Origin of the sequence: Streptomyces sp. NBC_00154 (genome assembly GCF_026342835.1) — a bacterium.
In the GTDB taxonomy this organism is placed as follows: domain Bacteria; phylum Actinomycetota; class Actinomycetes; order Streptomycetales; family Streptomycetaceae; genus Streptomyces.
On sequence record NZ_JAPEMI010000001.1, the window covers coordinates 5,354,030 to 5,371,149 of the forward strand.

A 17,120-nucleotide genomic window follows, 5' to 3' on the forward strand; every position below is an offset into this window, starting at 1 on the left:
CCTGGAGTTTTACCCGTGATCACCGCTTCCGGCATCGAGCTGCGTGCCGGCGCCCGCATCCTCATCGAGTCCGCCTCCTTCCGCATCGCCAAGGGTGACCGCATCGGTCTCGTCGGCCGCAACGGGGCGGGCAAGACCACCCTCACCAAGTGCCTCGCAGGCGAAGGTGTGCCCGCCGGCGGCACCATCACCCGCTCCGGCGAGGTCGGCTACCTCCCGCAGGACCCGCGCACCGGCGACCTCGAAGTCCTCGCCCGCGACCGCATCCTCTCCGCCCGCGGTCTCGACGAGATCCTGCGCAAGATGCGTGAGAACGAGGAGCGGATGGCGAACGGCAAGGGCGCCACCCGCGAAAAGGCCATGAAGAAGTACGAGCGGCTGGAGACGGAGTTCCTCACCAAGGGCGGTTACGCCGCCGAGGCCGAGGCCGCCACCATCGCCGCCGCGCTCAGCCTGCCCGACCGGGTGCTCGGGCAGCCGCTCCACACGCTCTCCGGCGGTCAGCGCCGCCGCGTCGAGCTGGCACGCATTCTCTTCTCGGACGCCGACACCCTGCTCCTCGACGAGCCGACCAACCACCTCGACGCCGACTCGATCGTCTGGCTGCGCGACTACCTGAAGAGCTACCGCGGCGGCTTCATCGTGATCTCCCACGATGTCGACCTCGTCGAGACGGTCGTCAACAAGGTCTTCTACCTCGACGCCAACCGCTCGCAGATCGACGTCTACAACATGGGCTGGAAGCTCTACCAGCAGCAGCGCGAGGCCGACGAGAAGCGCCGCAAGCGCGAGCGTCAGAACGCCGAGAAGAAGGCCGCGGCCCTCAACTCGCAGGCCGACAAGATGCGCGCCAAGGCCACCAAGACCGTCGCCGCGCAGAACATGGCCAAGCGCGCCGAGCGGCTGCTCTCCGGCCTGGAGGCGGTCCGGGTCTCCGACAAGGTCGCCAAGCTGCGCTTCCCCGAGCCCTCGCCGTGCGGCAAGACCCCCCTGATGGCGGAGGGGCTTTCCAAGTCCTACGGCTCGCTCGAAATCTTCACCGATGTGGATCTCGCCATCGACAAGGGCTCCCGCGTCGTCATCCTCGGCCTCAACGGTGCGGGCAAGACCACCCTGCTCAGGCTCCTCGGCGGCGCCGAGAAGCCGGACACCGGCGAGGTCATCGAGGGTCACGGGCTCAAGCTCGGTTACTACGCGCAGGAGCACGAGACCCTCGACCCGGAGCGCTCCGTCCTGGAGAACATGCGCTCCGCCGCCCCGGACCTCGACCTCGTCGAGGTCCGCAAGACGCTGGGTTCGTTCCTCTTCTCCGGCGACGACGTCGACAAGCCGGCCGGGGTGCTCTCCGGCGGTGAGAAGACCCGTCTCGCGCTGGCGACCCTGGTGGTCTCCTCCGCCAATGTGCTGCTCCTCGACGAGCCGACGAACAACCTCGACCCGGCCAGCCGCGAGGAGATCCTCGGCGCGCTGCGCACGTACAAGGGCGCGGTCGTTCTCGTCACGCACGACGAGGGTGCGGTCGAGGCGCTCCAGCCCGAGCGGATCATCCTGCTGCCGGACGGCGTCGAGGACCTGTGGGGCGCGGACTACCGGGACCTGGTCGCACTGGCCTGATCCACTTCGACTGGATCATTCGGCCCAGACGTGATCCATCATCTGTGTGAGGACCTCTCATACCTCGGCGCGGCGCCCGGCAGATACCTGCCGGGCGCACCCATGTGGGGCCGAAGCTCCCCGTACGGCCCTGACCTGGCCGTTCATCTCGGGGCCGCAGTCACCCGCCCCCATCGCCCTCCGGAACGTCGAATTCCGGTTGTGATGGCGTATTCCCGGGGTGCCAAACCGGTTGTACGGACCTTGCCGAATGGGTGGCCAGGAAGCCCGCGAGGGGTGATCATGAGAGTCCAGAGCGCACTTCCCATGAGGAGGCACGGGTGGCCGAGACTCTGAAGAAGGGCAGCCGGGTTACCGGCGCCGCGCGCGACAAGCTCGCGGCAGACCTGAAGAAGAAGTACGACTCCGGTGCGAGCATCCGGGCGTTGGCCGAAGAGACCGGCCGCTCCTACGGATTCGTCCACCGGATGCTCAGCGAGTCCGGAGTCACGCTGCGAGGGCGTGGCGGAGCAACACGAGGCAAGAAGGCCGCCGTGGCCTGACGGCCGTCGGCGGATCGGGACACGTCGCAGGACGGACGCGTTCCGAGGGCTCACCGGTTTCGGCGGTGGCCACCCGGTAGATCGTGTGATCGACCGGGTGGTTACTGTTCAGTCACTTAGCTCGACATGCTGACTGCACCCGATCCCGGAGGCGCCCCATGACCTCGCTCGACTCTGTGCTCGACCAGGACGGCGTACGACTCACCGTCGATGACGCGGTTGCCACGGTGACCCTCACCAACCCGGCCAAGCGCAACGCTCAGTCCCCCGCTCTGTGGCGGGCGTTGACGGCGGCCGGAAGGGCACTGCCCGGCAGCGTGCGGGTCGTCGTGCTGCGCGGCGAGGGGAAATCCTTCTCCGCCGGCCTCGACCGGCAGGCGTTCACCCCTGAGGGGTTCGACGGTGAGCCGTCGTTCCTGGACCTGGCGCGCGGCTCGGAGTCCGATCTCGACGCGACCATCGCCGAGTACCAGGAGGCGTTCACCTGGTGGCGCCGCAACGACATCGTGTCGATCGCGGCCGTCCAGGGACATGCCATCGGTGCCGGCTTCCAGCTCGCCCTCGCCTGCGATCTGCGGATCGTCGCCGAGGACGTGCAGTTCGCCATGCGCGAGACCAGCCTGGGCCTGGTCCCGGACCTCACCGGCACGCACCCTCTGGTGAACCTGCTGGGGTATGCCCGTGCGCTCGAAATCTGCGCCACCGGCCGCTTCGTATACGCGGAGGAGGCCGAGCGCACCGGCCTCGCCAACCTCGTGGTCCCCGCCGACCAGCTCGACGAGGCGGCCCGCGACCTGTCCGCAGCACTGCTGGCGGCCCCGCGCGACGCCGTCATCGAGACCAAGGCGCTGCTGAGCGGTGCCGTCTCGCGTACGTACGAGGACCAGCGCACCGCCGAACGCGCGGCGCAGGGCCGCCGGCTGCGCGACCTGGCGGGCGTCACCGACTGAGAGCACGGCACCGGCCGGGCGACGAGCCGCCCGGCCGCCCTCTCAGTCCTCCTCCACCACCGCGGTGACCAGCACGGTGACCGGCGGATGCCCGTCCACGGCATCCGACACCGCCGTGCGCACCGCCAGCGCCACGTCGAGTGCCCGGTGGTCCCCGGACGTCGCCAGTTCGACCCGCACATGGTCCGGGCCCGTATGTACCGCGCTGCCCAGCACCCGGGTCAGTGTCGCGACGCCGGGGACCCCGGCGGCCGCGGTTCCCGCCACACCCTCCGGCTCCGTTCCACGCACCGCGGACGGCTCCGGTGCCGGCCGTTCGGGGACCGTGTCCAGCAGCTCCGTCACCCGTAGGTCCACCTCACCGACCACCAGGCCCAGTCGCTGTGCGGCGGCTGTCAGCAGCGCCGAGCGCAGTGCGGCAGCGGCGGTGGGCAGCGGCCGGTCGGCCGTTGCCGACATCGTCGCCTCGATCCGCAGCGGCCCGGGCGGCAGCGCACTGGGCGGGGCCGGCAGCGCCGGGTCCGGGGCGGACTCGGGATCCGCCACCGCGATCCGTACCTCACCGAGCACCGGGCCGGGGCCGGGCGCGCCCGCGGTCCGGCGCAGCACCGCGACGGCGGCCCGCTCCGAGATCCACGCACCGTCCGCCGGACCGCCCAGAGGGAGCAACCGGCCCAGGCCGAGCCTCTGCCGTACCGCAGCTGTCCATCCGTCGGCCCTGTGCGGGCTGTCAGCCGTCGTCATTGCCCCAGCCTGCCGCATCCACGGCGCGAGATGGGGCAAGCGCACTTAATGTGGGCAACGAAGTCCGACCCTGCCCTGAAGGGAAGTGTGGCGATGACCGACACCCCACAGCGGAACCGGCCCGAGACCCCCGACCACGCGACGGGGGACGACAGCAGAAGGAGCCCGCTGACCAAGCGCGGTGGGGGAGATCCCGCCACCCGTGGCCGTACCACCATCGCCGACGGTGTGGTCGAGAAGATCGCCGGCATGGCGGCGCGCGACGTGGTCGGTGTCCATGCGATGGGAAGCGGCCTCTCCCGTACCTTCGGCGCGGTGCGCGACCGGGTCCCCGGCGGCGGCAAGTCCGTGACCCGCGGCGTCAAGGCCGAGGTCGGCGAGTCACAGACCGCCCTCGATCTGGAGATCGTCGTCGACTACGGCGTTTCGATCTCCGATGTGGCCCGTGATGTGCGGGAGAACGTCATTGCGGCGGTCGAACGGATGACGGGCCTCGAGGTCGTCGAGGTCAATATCGCGGTCAGCGATGTGAAGCTGCCCGACGAGGAGGACGAGGACCAGTCCGAGCCACGTCTCCAGTAGGCCTCCCACCCGAGGCAGTTGAGGAGCGCACGATGAGCATGGCTGTGGTCGGCCTGGTGGCCGGCATGGCGCTCGGGTTCGCCGGTTACTTCGGCGGATTCGGGGCCTTTCTGCTGGTCGCGGCGTTGGGAGCGGTCGGCTTCATCGCTGGTCGCTTCCTCGACGGCGATCTGGAACCCGGCGACTTCTTCCGGAGTCGCGAGCGCGGCGACCGACGGCGGTGACGGCATTGTCGGGGGTACTCGGCCGGATCCCCGCCGCGGAACGCGGGGAGACCAGGATCGCCGACCGGGTGGTCGCGAAGATCGCCGCACAGGCAGCGAAGGAGGCGATCGACGAGCCGCCGAAGGAGGGTGCGTCCCCGCGCGCCACCGTCACGGTGCACCGTGACACCGCACGGGTACGGGTCAGTCTGGAGCTCGGATACCCCAGCGACATCGGCCACCAGTGCGGTGCCGTGCGTCGGCGGGTCATCGAACGGGTAAGGGCGTTGGCGGGGATGGAAGTGCCCGAAGTAGCCGTACAGGTCGAGCGTCTGCACCCCGCGGGAGCGAGCACCGCGGCACAGGGGAGGATCCGATGACCGAACCCCAGGACCCGGGGAACAGCACGAAGCGCCTGCCCACCGTCGACCCTGTGGAACACGGCGGAGCGGTGGCCCTGGACCAGTCGGCCTCCGCCGCCTCGTACGACCCGGCGCCCACGAAGGAAGGCGGCGGCAGCGCCGGCCGCTTCTGGTCCGCGCGTCGCGTCCCCGCCGGCCTCGTCGCACTGGTGGTCCTCGGCGGCGCCGGCCTGCTGCTGTACGACGTGGTGGCGGTACGGGCCGACCATCCGGCGATGCGGTGGCGCCGCTCGCTCGCCGACGAACTGGCGCAACGCCCGCTGAACAACATGTGGGTGCTGGTCGGAGCGGGGGTCGCCATGGCGATCGGCCTGTGGCTCGTCGTCCTCGCCGCCACACCCGGTCTGCGCGACCTGCTGCCGATGCGCCGCGACCGTCCCGGTGTACGGGCCGGGCTCGACCGGACCGCCGCCGCCCTGGTCCTGCGCGACCGGGCGGTGGAGGTGTCCGGCGTGCAGTCGGTGCGGGTCCGGATGGGGCGTGCCAAGGTCGCGGTGCGCGCCGTGTCGCACTTCCGTGAACTCGACGACGTACGGGCCGACTTGGACACCGTACTGGCAACGGGCATCGACGAACTGGGCCTGGCGAAGCCGCCGAGCCTGTCGGTGCATGTCCGCCGTCCGGCCAAGAAGGGGTGACCGCGGTGCTCAGTACCGTCAACCGGGTACTGCTCGGGCTCGCCGGCCTGGTGCTTATCTGTGGCGGCGGCGGGGTGCTCGCCGCCGGGCTCGGTCTCTCCGTACCGTCCTGGTGGCCGTGGGACGGCAGGACCGATGTGCTGCTCTCCCGGGCCGACCGGGACCGCTGGCGCGCCGACAGCTGGTGGTGGCCGACCGTCATCGTGGTCCTCGCCGTGCTGGTCGTTCTCGCGCTGTGGTGGTTTTTCGCCCAGCTCCGCCGCGCCCGCCTCGCCGAGGTGCTGGTCGAGAGCGGTGACGGCGAGGGGGCGCTGCTGCGCGGCCGGGCCCTGGAGGACGTGCTCGCCGGGGAGGCGGGGACGCTGGACGGGGTGGCCCGTGCTCAGGTGATGCTGGTCGGCCGGCGCAGCTCGCCGCAGGCCCGGATCAGGCTGCTGATGGAACCGCACGCGGCACCGGGCGAGGCGCTCGGCCGCCTCACGGACGAGGCACTGGCCCATGCGCGGGACTCGGCGGGGCTGGCGCAGCTACCGGCCGAGGTGCGACTGCGGGCCGTCAAACATCGTGCAGAACGCGTGAGTTGACGGCGGGGGCGTCCGGCAGCGCACAATCGTACCCGTCGAGGGGGTCTCCCGTGCCCTTGAGAGCGTGGGAGAGCTCGAGGACAGGATCGGCCACCGGACGGCCCCGGCGCCCGCTCAGAATCCGTGCCGTACACCGCCGTCCACGGGCACCATGATCCCGGTCAGATACGACGCCGCGGGCGACAGCAGGAACGCCGCCGTCCGGCCGAACTCCTGCGGCGTACCGTACCGGCGCAACGGAATGCGCGCCTCGGCCGCCGCACGGGACGCCTCCGCGTCACCGGACAGCGCGTCCAGCTCACGCACCCGGTCCGTGTCGATCCGGGCCGGCAGCACGCCCACCACGCGGATGCCCCGCGGGCCGAGCTCGTCGGCCAGGGACTTGGCGAATCCGGCCAGGCCCGGTCGCAGACCGTTCGAAATGGTCAGCCCGGCGATCGGCTCATGGACCGAGCCGGACAGCACGAAACCGATCACCCCGCCCTCGCCGAGCGCCGCGGCTGCCGTACGGGCCAGCCGTACCGCACCCAGGAACACCGAATCGAATGCCGACTGCCACTGCTCGTCCGTGTTGTCCGCGACGAAGCCGGGGGCGGGCCCACCGACGCTGATCAGTATGCCGTCGAGCCGCCCGAACCGCTCATGGGCGGCGTCCACCAGCCGCTGCGCGGCGGCGGGCTCCGCATTGTCGGCGGCGAGGCCGACGACGTCCGGCCCCAGTTCGGCGGCGGCCGCCTCGACCCGCTTCTCGTCACGGCCGGTGATGATCACCTTCGCGCCGTCCGCCACCAACTCCCGCGCCGTGGCGTTGCCCAGCCCCCGGGTCGCGCCGGTGACGATGTACACACGGTCCTTCAATTCAAGATCCATGGCCCCTATCCTGCCGTCTCGGCCTCCAGCATGTCCTCCCCGGTCAGTGCGACCGCGGTGCCCACCAGTCCGATATGGCTGAATGCCTGCGGGAAATTGCCCAGCTGCCGCCGCGCCACGGTGTCGTACTCCTCGGCGAGCAGCCCGACATCGTTGCGGAGCGCGAGAAGCCGCTCGAAGAGTTCGGTGGCCTCCTCGGCGCGCCCGGTCAGGCGCAGCGCGTCCGCCAGCCAGAACGAGCACGCCAGGAACGCCCCTTCGCCCCCCGGCAGCCCGTCGATGGAGACACCCTCCGTGCTGTAGCGACGGACCAGACCGTCGCTGCCCAGCTCGTCCCGGACCGCGTCGACCGTGCCGACGAGTCGCGGATCGTCCGGCGGCAGGAATCCGGTCCGGGCGATCAGCAGCGTCGCGGCGTCCAGGTCCCGGGAGCCGTAGGACTGCGTGAACGTGTTCCGTACCGGGTCGTACCCCTTCTCGCACACCTCCCGGTGCACGGCGTCCCGCATCACCCGCCACCGTTGGGCGTCCCCGGCCAGCGACGGGTTCGCCTCCAGGGTGCGCACCGCGCGGTCGGCGGCGACCCAGGCCATCACCTTCGAGTGCACGAAGTGGCGGCGCTGGCCGCGGATCTCCCAGAGCCCCTCGTCCGGCTCGCGCCAGGTGGACTCCAGGAACCCGAGCAGGCTGAGCTGCAGGCTCCAGGCGTGCGGTTGATCGGCCAGGCCGGCCTCGCGCGCGAGCCGGAGCGAGTCGATGACCTCTCCGTACACATCGAGCTGCCGCTGCCGGACCGCCGCGTTGCCGATCCGGACCGGGCTGGAGTTCTCGTATCCGCTCAGCCACGGCAGCTCCGCCTCGGGCAGCCTCCGTTCGCCCGACAGGCCGTACATGATCTGCAGGTCGGCGGGGTCCCCGGCGACGGCGCGCAGCAGCCAGTCCCGCCAGGCGGCGGCCTCCCCCACGTAGCCGGCCGAGAGCAGCGCGTTGAGCGCCAGGGTGGAGTCCCGCAGCCAGCAGAAGCGGTAGTCCCAGTTCCGTACGCCGCCGATCTCCTCCGGCAGCGATGTGGTGGGGGCGGCCACGATGCCGCCGGTCGGGGCGAAGGTGAGCGCCTTGAGGGTGATCAGCGAGCGGATCACGGATTCCCGGTACGGGCCCCGGTACTTGCAGCGGGCCGACCACTCGGCCCAGTCGGAAAGGGTGTTCTTCAGCGCCTCGTGCGGATCGACGAGATCGGGGCGCGGCGAGTGCGAGGGGTGCCAGGTCAGTACGAACGCCACCTGCTCGCCCGCGGAGACGCTGAACGACGAGCAGGTGGAGAACTCCTGCCCCCATGTCTTGACCGGTGGCTCGCTGCGCAGCCAGACCGAGTCGGGTCCGGCGACCGCCACCCGGTGGCCCTGCGAGCGGCGCACCCACGGCACGATGGAGCCGAAGTCGAAGCGCAGCCGGATCACCGATGTCATGTCGACGGTGCCGCTGATCCCCTCGACGATCCGCATGACATCGGGTTCCTGGTCGCGCTGCGGCATGAAGTCGATGACCTTGACGGTGCCGGTGCGGGTCTCCCAGAACGTCTCCAGGACGAGGGAGTCATCCACGTAGCCGCGCCGGGTGCAGACGTCCGCGCCCTTCGGGGCGATCCGCCAGTGGCCGTTGTCGTCGTCGCCGAGCAGGGCGGCGAAGCAGGCGCCCGAGTCGAAGCGGGGCAGACAGAGCCAGTCCACAGAACCGTTCCTGCCGACCAGGGCGGCTGTCTGCAGATCGCCGATGAGGGCGTAGTCCTCGATGCGTGGGGTCACGTTCTGCCGTGTTCCCGAACCGGAGCCTCGCTAAGCAGCCGATGTCCCACGGGCGGCCGCAGACTCCTGCCGCGGAACCGGTCCAGCGGCCACCGGTCGAGCTGTCGCGGGCACCGTGTCAGGCCGTCGCCGGCTCGGGCTTCTCCGGCTCCGACTCCGGCTCTCCCGAGGCCTCGGCCTTGGCCGCGGCCTCCACCCGGTCGCGCTTCTCGCGCCGGGCCAGCACCACATATCCGACCGGTACGCCCGCGGCGAACAGCCACCACTGGACCGCATACGCCATGTGCGGACCGATGGAGCTGTCGTCGGGGGCCTCGATCAGCTCGGGGACGTCGCCGGCCGGTTCGGGCCCGGTCTGCTCGATGTAGCCGCCGAGGACCGGCCGGGAGAGCGCCTTGGCCTGCTGGGCGCTGTTGATCAGCATCACCTGGCGGTCCGGCAGGTCCGACAGGTCCTTGATGCCGCTTGTTCCCGTCGTCTCGTCGGCCTTGAGCCGCCCCGTGACGGTCACCTCGCCCTTGGGCACGGCCGGGACGTCCGGGAACGCGCGCTGGTCGTCGGCGGCGGGGACCCAGCCGCGGTTGATCAGAACCGTACCGCCGCCCTTGAGGTCGAGCGGGATCACTACGTGGAAACCGATGCTTCCGTCGGTGGAGGTCCGGCGGCGCACGACGACCTCGTGCTCCGTGTCGTACGTCCCCGTGGCCGTCACCGCACGCCAGTAGTCGGAGCGCGGGATCGTGTGACCCGGGGAGGTGAGCGTGGCGACCGGAACCGGTTTCGCCTTGAGGTTGTGCGAGATCAGAGTGTTCTGCGCCACCCGGTGCTCATGCCGGTGCAGCTGCCAGAAGCCCAGCTCGACCATCGTGGGAATGAGGACGAGGGTGAGGAGGGCGAGGATCAGCCACTGCCGGGTCAACAGGAAGCGGTACACCCCACGACCGTACAACTGCGTCATGGGGTGCATCGCGGAGGGGGTGGCGGAACGGGCCGTCCGGCCGGTGGTCAGACTTTGTCGATGATGCCCACCTTCCCCTCGGCCCGGGCGCAGTGACCGCCGCAGAACCAGTGCCCGTCCACCTCGACACCCTGGCCGATGACCTGGACCCGGCAGTGCTCACAGATGGGCGCCATCCGGTGAATGGCGCAGGAGAAACAGTCGAAGACATGCACCGCGCCCTGCGCGTGCACCTCGAACGACATGCCGTAGTCGTTTCCGCAAACTTCACAACGTGCCATGCGCCACAGGGTGGGACGCGGGGGTGCCGGGCGGCGAGCGGCGGACGGGCGAGTCGTCCCCGGTTCACTCCGATGACGGCGTCGGCAGGGCGGGAGCCACCGGGGCCCCCGTCGTCGTCGACACCTGTGCCACATCCCGCAGCAGATGGGTGAAGGCGCCCTCGTCCACGATCGGTGTGCCGAACGCCTTTGCCTTCACCGTCTTCGACGTCGCCGCGTCGGGGTCGTTGGTGACCAGCAGGCTGGTCAGCCGGGAGACGCTGGTCGCCACATGCAGCCCGGCCTCGATCGCCCGGTCCTCCAGCAGCTCGCGGTCGATGGAGGTGTCCCCGGAGAACGCCACTCGCATGCCCTGCATGAGCGGTTTGTCCTTGTCGTACCGCCCCGGGTTCGGATATGGGCAGGCCGGCCGCTTGCGCGAAGGGCGCCAGCTGCTCTGGCCGCCGTACGACGGCTGGTAGCCGACCCGCGGGGTGACCGGGGAATCCGACCACTCGGTCAGCGGGCGGCACTCCAGCAGCGGCAGCCGCACCCCGTCGCGCGCCGCTGCATGCAGGCTCGGCCGGAACGCCTCGGCCAGCACCCGGGCATCGTCCAGCGCGTGGTGCGCACGCTGCTGTACGACTCCGAAGTGCGCGGCCAGCGACTGCAGCTTGTGGTTGGGCAGCGGCAGCCGGAGCTCCTTGGAGAGCGCGATGGTGCAGAGCCGGTGCTCGACCGGGGCGACGACCGCGGCGCGCGCGTACTCCCGGGCCAGCATCGACCAGTCGAAGGCGGCGTTGTGCGCGACGAGCACGCGGCCCGCGAGCCGCTCGGACAGCTCGGCGGCGACTTCCGGGAAGAGTGGGGCACCCTCCAGGACATCGCTGGTCAGGCCGTGGATCCAGACGGGGCCGGGGTCCCGCTCCGGGTTGACGAGGGTGTACCAGTGGTCCTCGACGTTGCCCTGCGCGTCCAGCCGGTAGACGGCAGCGGACACTATCCGGTCGTCCCGGGCGAGTCCCGTGGTCTCCACGTCGACGACCGCGTACCCCTGTGGGTAGGCGGTCGGCCACGGTGCTGCGGTCTGGCGGTCGTCGAGCATGGTCACAGAGAATACGGGCCGGGACTGACAGCCCCCCATCCGGGAGCGTTCTGTTCGAGCCGCCCGGCCAGGGGCCGGCTAGCTTCCACCGGTGGCGAGCAGTCCGTTGACCAGCGCGCGCATCGACGCCGTGAACAGTCGTTCCTGGTCGGCGGGGATGGCGAGCGCGCGGGCCAGCGCCGGGTCGTGCTCGGCCGTGACCGCGTCCCAGAGATCACCCTCGCCGGGGGACTGGACCGGGGAGCGTTCCCGGTTGCGTTCGACGAGCAGGAAGCCGACGGTCTGGAACTGCACCGCCCGTACCGCGTCGGCGGCCCGCGCCCCGCGCAGCCCCGCGGCGTGCATCTCGTGGACGAGGGCCTGCTGCGCGGGCAGGAACATCCGCTCCGTGAGACCGCGTTCATGGACCATCGCGATCAGGTGGGGGTGGGCGCGCAGTTCGCGGCGCAGACCCTGGGCGACGGAGACGATCCGGGCCACCGGGGTCCGTCCGGCCGGCCGGACGGCGCCCATCTCCTGGACGGTGCGCTCCACCAGGGCGTCGAGCAGCGATTCGCGATTGCCGACATGCCAGTAGATCGAGGTGACCGCCGTGCCCAGCTCGGCGGCCAGCTTGCGCATGGTGAGGGCCTCCGGGCCGTGCTGCCGCACCAGGGCGGCAGCGGCCTCCAGAACCTCTTCGCGGGTCAGCGACGATCGCGCCACAGTGCTCCCAGTCCTTCGAACCCCGTTACATGCACGCCTATTTACCCTTCATTCGCGCCGGTGTAACTGTGTTACAGAACCCGGGCACGGACAACCGAGAAGGGTGGTACGTCCATGGCACGTGTACGGTACGGCGCGCGCACCGACGCCGAGATCGCGACGGCCCGCACAGCCCGCTCCAAGCTCCCCGACATCTGGTCCACCGGGGTGGTCGCCGTCTGGGAGAGCGACCCCGACGCGGTGGCGGCGGTCCTGCCGCCGCCCCTCAAACCCGCCGAACGCCCGCTCGTCCGCGCCGCCATCAGCAAGGTCGACCTCCCCGGATATCCGCTCGGCGCGGGCTCCGTCGCCGTCTCCGCCGTCCACGACGGACGCGAGGGCTGGTATCCGCTCGTCATGCCGATGACCCACGAGCGGGCACTGATCGGCGGCCGTGAGGTCTTCGGCGAGCCGAAGAAGCTGGGTGAGGTGACCGTCGAGCGCGACGGACCCGTCGTCCGGGCCGCGCTCGTCCGGCACGGCATCGCGTTCGTCGAGATACGCGGCGCGATCGGCGAGCAGCTGCCGCTGCCCGAACCGGCGGAGAAACTCGACTTCTACTTCAAGTTCCTGCCCGCCGTGGACGGTGAGGGCTTCGACGCCGATCCCGTGCTGATCCACTGCATCCGCCACGAGAAGGTCCGCAAGCTGGAGCGGATCTCGGGCGATGTGGTGCTGCGCGAGTCGATGTACGACCCGGTCGCCGACCTCCCCGTACGCCGGCTGATCGATCTGACCATCGGCGAGAAGACCAGCGACCAGCAGGGCAGGGCCGTCGAGCGGGTGAGCGCCGAGGCGCTGCTGCCGTACATCCACCAGCGCTACGACGATCCGCAGCAGATCCACGACGGCCCGCCGCAGGGGAGTGTCCGATGAGGCTGGGGGAGGGGCAGGTCGCCGTCGTCACCGGCGCCGCGAGCGGCATCGGGCTCGCGATGGCCCGCAGGTTCGCGGCCGAGGGACTGAAGGTCGTCCTCGCCGACGTGGAGGAGGGCGCGCTCGACAAGGCGGCGGGGGAGCTGCGCGAGGACGGTGCGCAGGTGCTGGCGCGGGTGGTCGACGTCAGCGAGGGGGACTCCGTCCAGGCCCTCGCCGACGCCGCATACGACACCTTCGGCGCCGTCCATGTGCTGTGCAACAACGCGGGCGTCGGCTCCGGTGCCGAGGGCCGGATGTGGGAGCACGAGCCGAACGACTGGAAGTGGGCGTTCGCCGTCAATGTGTGGGGCGTCTTCCACGGCATCCAGGCCTTCGTGCCCCGGATGATCGAGGGCGGCGAGCCCGGACGGGTCGTCAACACCTCGTCCGGCGACGGCGGCATCGCCCCGCTGCCGACCGCCTCCGTCTACGCGGTCACCAAGTCCGCCGTCGTCACGATGACCGAGTCGCTCTACGCGCATCTGAAGGCGGAGGGCGGGGCCGTCGGCGCCTCGGTGCTCTTCCCCGGCCCGCACATGCTCCGTACCGGACTGTGGGAGTCGCACCGCAACCGGCCCGAGCGGTACGCCAAGGAGCGGCCGCGCCGGACCCCGTACCGCAGCCTCGACCAGTGGGAGTCCGCCATGAGGGCGGCGGGCCACGAGGTCGAGTTCACCCCGGTGGAGGAGGTCGCGGGCACGGTCGTGGACGGAATCCGCGCCGACCGCTTCTGGCTGCTGCCGCCGAGCGAGCACAGCGACCGGCAGATCCGCGCCAGGTCGCAGTCGATGCTCGACCGGGCGAACCCGTCGTACCTGGAGAGCTTCATACTCGACTGAGGGGCGAGCGATGACCGACCCGTATCTGATCATCTCCTCCGACTGCCACGCCGGACTGCCCACCGAGGAGTACCGGCCCTATCTGGACGCCCGCTTCCACCGGGAGTTCGACGACTTCCTCGACGGGCGCGACCGGCGCCGCGAGGAGATGACCCGCCTCGGCGTACGCAACGAGGCCTTCGCCGACAAGTGGTTCCACGACAACGAGGAAGGTCTGAGGGGCGGTTGGGACGCCGCACAGCGGCTCAAGGAGCTCGACGGCGACGGGGTGGCGGCCGAGGTCGTCTTCCCGGACGCGGACGCCGTCGACAGCCGGACCGCCGCTCCGTTCGGCGTCGGCCTCGGCCTCTCCGGCGACCAGGACCCGGAACTCGGCATGGCCGGCGCGCAGGCCCACAACCGGTGGCTCGCCGACTTCGTCTCGCAGAACCCCGAACGGCACTGCGGAGTGGCCCTGTTGCCCGTCACCGGTGAGGTCGACCGTGTCGTCGCCGAGATCCACCGGGCCAAGGAGTCGGGTCTCGGGGCGCTGATGATCCCCTCCATGTGGGTCGACAAGGCCCCGTACCACGACCGCCGTTACGACCCCGTGTGGGCGTCCGCCGCCGAGACGGGAATGCCGGTCGTCACCCACTCCGGCGCGGCCCCGCGCCACGAGTACGGCGACCATCTGGGGATCTACGTCTCCGAGGTCACCTGGTGGCCGTCCCGCCCGCTCTGGTTCCTCCTGTGGTCGGGCGCCTTCGAACGCCACCCGGGACTGAGGTTCGGCGTCGCCGAGTCCGGCTGCTGGTGGCTGCCGAACCTCCTCTGGTTCATGGACCGGCTCTACCTCGGCGCCCACGGCGGAAAGAAACTCTCGCCGTTCGCCGAGCTGAAGCGTCCCCCGCACGAGTACCTGGACCGCCAGGTCTTCATCTGCGCCACCAACACCAAGCGCCGCGAGCTCGCCCAGCGGTACGAGATCGGCGTCGACAACATCCTGTGGGGCAGCGACTTCCCGCACCCCGAAGGCACCTGGCCGAACACCGCCGGCTGGCTGCGCACCACCTTCCACGACATCCCGGTGGCCGAGACCCGCCGGATGCTGGGACTCGCCGCCGCCGAGGTCTTCGGCTTCGACACGGCGAAGCTCGCGCCGATCGCCCGGCGCATCGGCCCGACCCCGCAGGAGCTGGGCCAGAGCGCCGACCAGACGGCGGCCGAAGCGTCCTGGGCACGCTCGCGCGAGGTCGGCCGGCACTGGCTGACCGACCACGACTTCCCGGTCCTGGGGGTCGGCTGATGTCCCGCGAGCGCTACACCGTCATCTCCGCCGACTGTCACGCGGGCGCCGACCTCCTCGACTACAGGCCGTACCTGGAGTCCAGGTACCACGACGATTTCGACGCCTGGGCGGCCGGCTACGTCAATCCGTACGCGGACCTCCTCGCCGACACCGCCGACCGCAACTGGAACTCCGCACGCCGCCTTGCCGAGCTGGCGGCGGACGGCATCGTCGCGGAGGTCGTATTCCCCAACACCATCCCCCCGTTCTTCCCCTCGGCCTCCCTGATGGCTCCCGCTCCCTCGCCGGAGGAGTACGAACAGCGCTGGGCGGGCCTGCGCGCCCACAACCGCTGGCTCGCCGACTTCTGTGCCGACGCACCCGGCCGGCGGGCGGGCGTCGCACAGATCCTCCTCAACGACCCGGCGGAGGCGGTCCGCGAGGTCCGCCGCACCAAGGAGGCAGGGCTCACCGGCGGCATCCTGCTGCCCGGAACCCCGCCGGGATCCGGCATCCCGGAGCTGTACTCCCAGGTGTACGACCCGCTGTGGGCGGTCTGCGAGGAGCTGGACGTACCGGTGAACCACCACGGCGGATCGGCCTCCCCGCCGCTCGGCGACGAACCCGCGGCGCGCGCCGTCTTCATGGTGGAGACGACCTGGTTCTCCCACCGGGCGCTGTGGCACCTGATCTTCGGCGGGGCCTTCCGCCGCCACCCCGGACTGAAACTGGTCCTCACCGAACAGGGCTCCGGCTGGATCCCGGGCGTCGTCGAGATGCTCGACTACTACCACGGCCGCCTGGTCGCTGCGGCCTCCCGGACATCCACCGCCGAATCCAAGTTCGGTGCGGGGCTTGCCGCTTCGATGGGAGCGAGTCCCGGCGAGGTCTGGCGCGACAACTGCTTCGTCGGCGCCAGCTTCATGCGCCCCCACGAGGTGCCGCTGCGCGACCGGATCGGCCTCGACAAGATCATGTGGGGCAGCGACTACCCGCACGACGAGGGCACCGCCCCCTATTCACGGGAGGGCCTGCGGATCGCGTACGCCGGACTCCCGCCCGACGAGATCGCGGCGATGGTCGGCGGTAACGCGGCCCGCGTCTACGGCTTCGACCTGGCCGCACTCGACCGCATCGCCGCGACGACCGGCCCGACGGTCGACGAGATCGCCGAGCCCCTGAAGGAGGCCCCGGCCGACGCGACCAGCCCGGCCTTCGCGCCGGGCGGGTCGGTCCGCGTGTGGTGACGGGGCGCGGTGAGGTGAGAGCATCCCCGGGTGACGGATACCCAGGCGCATGACGAGTCCCACGGCAACGGCCTCGGCGCGCGGCTGAACTGGCTGCGCGCCGCGGTCCTCGGCGCCAACGACGGCGTGGTCTCCACGGCGGGCCTCGTCGTCGGCGTCGCCGGAGCCACCGGTGACCGCGGGGCCCTGCTGACGGCGGGCCTCGCCGGGCTGCTGGCCGGCTCCATGTCGATGGCGGCGGGCGAATACGTGTCGGTGTCCACCCAGCGCGACTCGGAGCAGGCCGCGCTGGCGACGGAGAAGCGGGAGCTGCAGGAGACCCCGGAGGCGGAACTCGCCGAGCTCACCGGCCTGTTGGAGGGCAAGGGGCTGAGCCGGGAAGTCGCCCGCGAGGCAGCCCTCCAGCTCACCGAGCGCGACGCGCTGCGCGCTCACGCGGAGGTGGAGCTGGGGATCGACCCGGACGATCTGACGAACCCGTGGCACGCCGCCGGCGCGAGCTGCCTGGCCTTCACGGCGGGAGCGCTGCTGCCGCTGCTGGCGATCGTGCTGCCACCGGCGTCGCTTCGGCTGGTCATCACGGTACTTGCGGTACTGGCGGCGCTGGCGCTCACCGGGTGGTGGAGCGCGCGGCTGGGCGACGCGGCGGTGGGGCGCGCGGTGCTGCGGAACATGGGCGGGGGAGCGGCGGCCATGGGGGTCACCTATGCGGCGGGGGCGTTGCTGGGAGCGGTCGGGGTCTGATCCGGCCCGCGTTGGCAGAAGTCACCAAAGGTTGCTGACATCGCGTCTCGCATACTTGTTGGTAACAACGTCTAGTCCCGGTCG

Annotated in this window: 20 protein-coding genes; 13 read left to right on the top strand and 7 right to left on the bottom strand. The window is 71.1% G+C overall.

The window, feature by feature from the left end:
- Window positions 1-15 precede the first annotated feature (15 nt).
- The 3 genes from OHA03_RS23995 to OHA03_RS24005 all read left to right on the top strand — a co-directional run bounded on the left by OHA03_RS23995 (window position 16) and on the right by OHA03_RS24005 (window position 3,106).
- Window positions 16-1,614 (top strand): ABC-F family ATP-binding cassette domain-containing protein, encoded by a 1,599-nt coding sequence (locus OHA03_RS23995; RefSeq protein WP_030974527.1) that lies wholly within the window; start codon window positions 16-18, stop codon window positions 1,612-1,614.
- Window positions 1,615-1,934: 320 nt separating this feature from the next.
- Window positions 1,935-2,156 (top strand): helix-turn-helix domain-containing protein, encoded by a 222-nt coding sequence (locus OHA03_RS24000; protein ID WP_267005854.1) that lies wholly within the window; start codon window positions 1,935-1,937, stop codon window positions 2,154-2,156.
- A 158-nt stretch (window positions 2,157-2,314) separates the two neighbouring features.
- On the top strand, window positions 2,315-3,106 hold the full coding sequence (locus tag OHA03_RS24005; protein ID WP_267005855.1) for an enoyl-CoA hydratase/isomerase family protein: 792 nt from the start codon (window positions 2,315-2,317) through the stop codon (window positions 3,104-3,106).
- 42 nt (window positions 3,107-3,148) lie between these two features.
- Here the strand turns inward: OHA03_RS24005 and OHA03_RS24010 are convergent, their stop codons facing one another.
- Window positions 3,149-3,850 (bottom strand): hypothetical protein, encoded by a 702-nt coding sequence (locus tag OHA03_RS24010; protein ID WP_267005856.1) that lies wholly within the window; start codon window positions 3,848-3,850, stop codon window positions 3,149-3,151.
- Window positions 3,851-3,943: 93 nt separating this feature from the next.
- Here OHA03_RS24010 and OHA03_RS24015 point away from each other — a divergent pair, with 93 nt between their 5' ends.
- From OHA03_RS24015 to amaP, 5 genes are read left to right on the top strand one after another with little or no spacing between them, the layout of a single operon-like run.
- A complete protein-coding gene (locus OHA03_RS24015; RefSeq protein WP_267005857.1) occupies window positions 3,944-4,432 on the top strand; it encodes an Asp23/Gls24 family envelope stress response protein in 489 nt (162 codons plus the stop codon).
- Between the two features lie 32 nt (window positions 4,433-4,464).
- A complete protein-coding gene (locus OHA03_RS24020; RefSeq protein WP_030920082.1) occupies window positions 4,465-4,656 on the top strand; it encodes a hypothetical protein in 192 nt (63 codons plus the stop codon).
- 5 nt (window positions 4,657-4,661) lie between these two features.
- Window positions 4,662-5,015, top strand: a complete 354-nt coding sequence (locus OHA03_RS24025) for a hypothetical protein (RefSeq protein WP_267005858.1) — start codon at window positions 4,662-4,664, stop codon at window positions 5,013-5,015.
- On the top strand, window positions 5,012-5,695 hold the full coding sequence (locus OHA03_RS24030; RefSeq protein WP_267005859.1) for a DUF6286 domain-containing protein: 684 nt from the start codon (window positions 5,012-5,014) through the stop codon (window positions 5,693-5,695). Before OHA03_RS24025 ends, OHA03_RS24030 begins: the two co-directional genes overlap by 4 nt.
- Window positions 5,692-6,279: an alkaline shock response membrane anchor protein AmaP gene (gene amaP, locus OHA03_RS24035; RefSeq protein ID WP_267005860.1), complete on the top strand. Its 588-nt coding sequence runs from the start codon at window positions 5,692-5,694 to the stop codon at window positions 6,277-6,279. Before OHA03_RS24030 ends, amaP begins: the two co-directional genes overlap by 4 nt.
- A gap of 114 nt (window positions 6,280-6,393) precedes the next feature.
- On the opposite strand, the gene OHA03_RS24040 is transcribed toward amaP, so the two are convergent.
- The 6 genes from OHA03_RS24040 to OHA03_RS24065 all read right to left on the bottom strand — a co-directional run bounded on the left by OHA03_RS24040 (window position 6,394) and on the right by OHA03_RS24065 (window position 11,982).
- Window positions 6,394-7,149, bottom strand: a complete 756-nt coding sequence (locus tag OHA03_RS24040; RefSeq protein ID WP_267005861.1) for an SDR family oxidoreductase — start codon at window positions 7,147-7,149, stop codon at window positions 6,394-6,396.
- 5 nt (window positions 7,150-7,154) lie between these two features.
- Window positions 7,155-8,954 carry a glycoside hydrolase family 15 protein gene (locus OHA03_RS24045; protein ID WP_267005862.1) on the bottom strand — a complete coding sequence of 600 codons (1,800 nt, stop codon included), beginning with the start codon at window positions 8,952-8,954 and terminating at the stop codon, window positions 7,155-7,157.
- 118 nt (window positions 8,955-9,072) lie between these two features.
- Entirely contained in the window at window positions 9,073-9,888 is an 816-nt protein-coding gene (locus OHA03_RS24050; protein WP_267008137.1) for an SURF1 family protein, read from the bottom strand.
- Between the two features lie 71 nt (window positions 9,889-9,959).
- A complete protein-coding gene (locus OHA03_RS24055) occupies window positions 9,960-10,193 on the bottom strand; it encodes a hypothetical protein (RefSeq protein ID WP_078852816.1) in 234 nt (77 codons plus the stop codon).
- A gap of 64 nt (window positions 10,194-10,257) precedes the next feature.
- A complete protein-coding gene (locus OHA03_RS24060; RefSeq protein ID WP_267005863.1) occupies window positions 10,258-11,283 on the bottom strand; it encodes a DEDDh family exonuclease in 1,026 nt (341 codons plus the stop codon).
- Window positions 11,284-11,355: 72 nt separating this feature from the next.
- Window positions 11,356-11,982, bottom strand: coding sequence for a TetR/AcrR family transcriptional regulator (locus tag OHA03_RS24065; RefSeq protein ID WP_267005864.1), 627 nt, complete (start codon window positions 11,980-11,982; stop codon window positions 11,356-11,358).
- A gap of 114 nt (window positions 11,983-12,096) precedes the next feature.
- Here OHA03_RS24065 and OHA03_RS24070 point away from each other — a divergent pair, with 114 nt between their 5' ends.
- The 5 genes from OHA03_RS24070 to OHA03_RS24090 are packed head-to-tail and all read left to right on the top strand — an operon-like array spanning window position 12,097 to window position 17,036.
- Window positions 12,097-12,897, top strand: a complete 801-nt coding sequence (locus OHA03_RS24070; protein ID WP_267005865.1) for an acetoacetate decarboxylase family protein — start codon at window positions 12,097-12,099, stop codon at window positions 12,895-12,897.
- Window positions 12,894-13,778, top strand: coding sequence for an SDR family NAD(P)-dependent oxidoreductase (locus OHA03_RS24075; protein ID WP_267005866.1), 885 nt, complete (start codon window positions 12,894-12,896; stop codon window positions 13,776-13,778). The genes OHA03_RS24070 and OHA03_RS24075 overlap by 4 nt, the downstream gene beginning before the upstream one ends.
- A gap of 10 nt (window positions 13,779-13,788) precedes the next feature.
- On the top strand, window positions 13,789-15,063 hold the full coding sequence (locus OHA03_RS24080) for an amidohydrolase family protein (protein ID WP_267005867.1): 1,275 nt from the start codon (window positions 13,789-13,791) through the stop codon (window positions 15,061-15,063).
- Window positions 15,063-16,292: an amidohydrolase family protein gene (locus OHA03_RS24085; protein ID WP_267005868.1), complete on the top strand. Its 1,230-nt coding sequence runs from the start codon at window positions 15,063-15,065 to the stop codon at window positions 16,290-16,292. Before OHA03_RS24080 ends, OHA03_RS24085 begins: the two co-directional genes overlap by 1 nt.
- A gap of 30 nt (window positions 16,293-16,322) precedes the next feature.
- A complete protein-coding gene (locus tag OHA03_RS24090; RefSeq protein ID WP_267005869.1) occupies window positions 16,323-17,036 on the top strand; it encodes a VIT family protein in 714 nt (237 codons plus the stop codon).
- Window positions 17,037-17,120 lie beyond the last annotated feature (84 nt).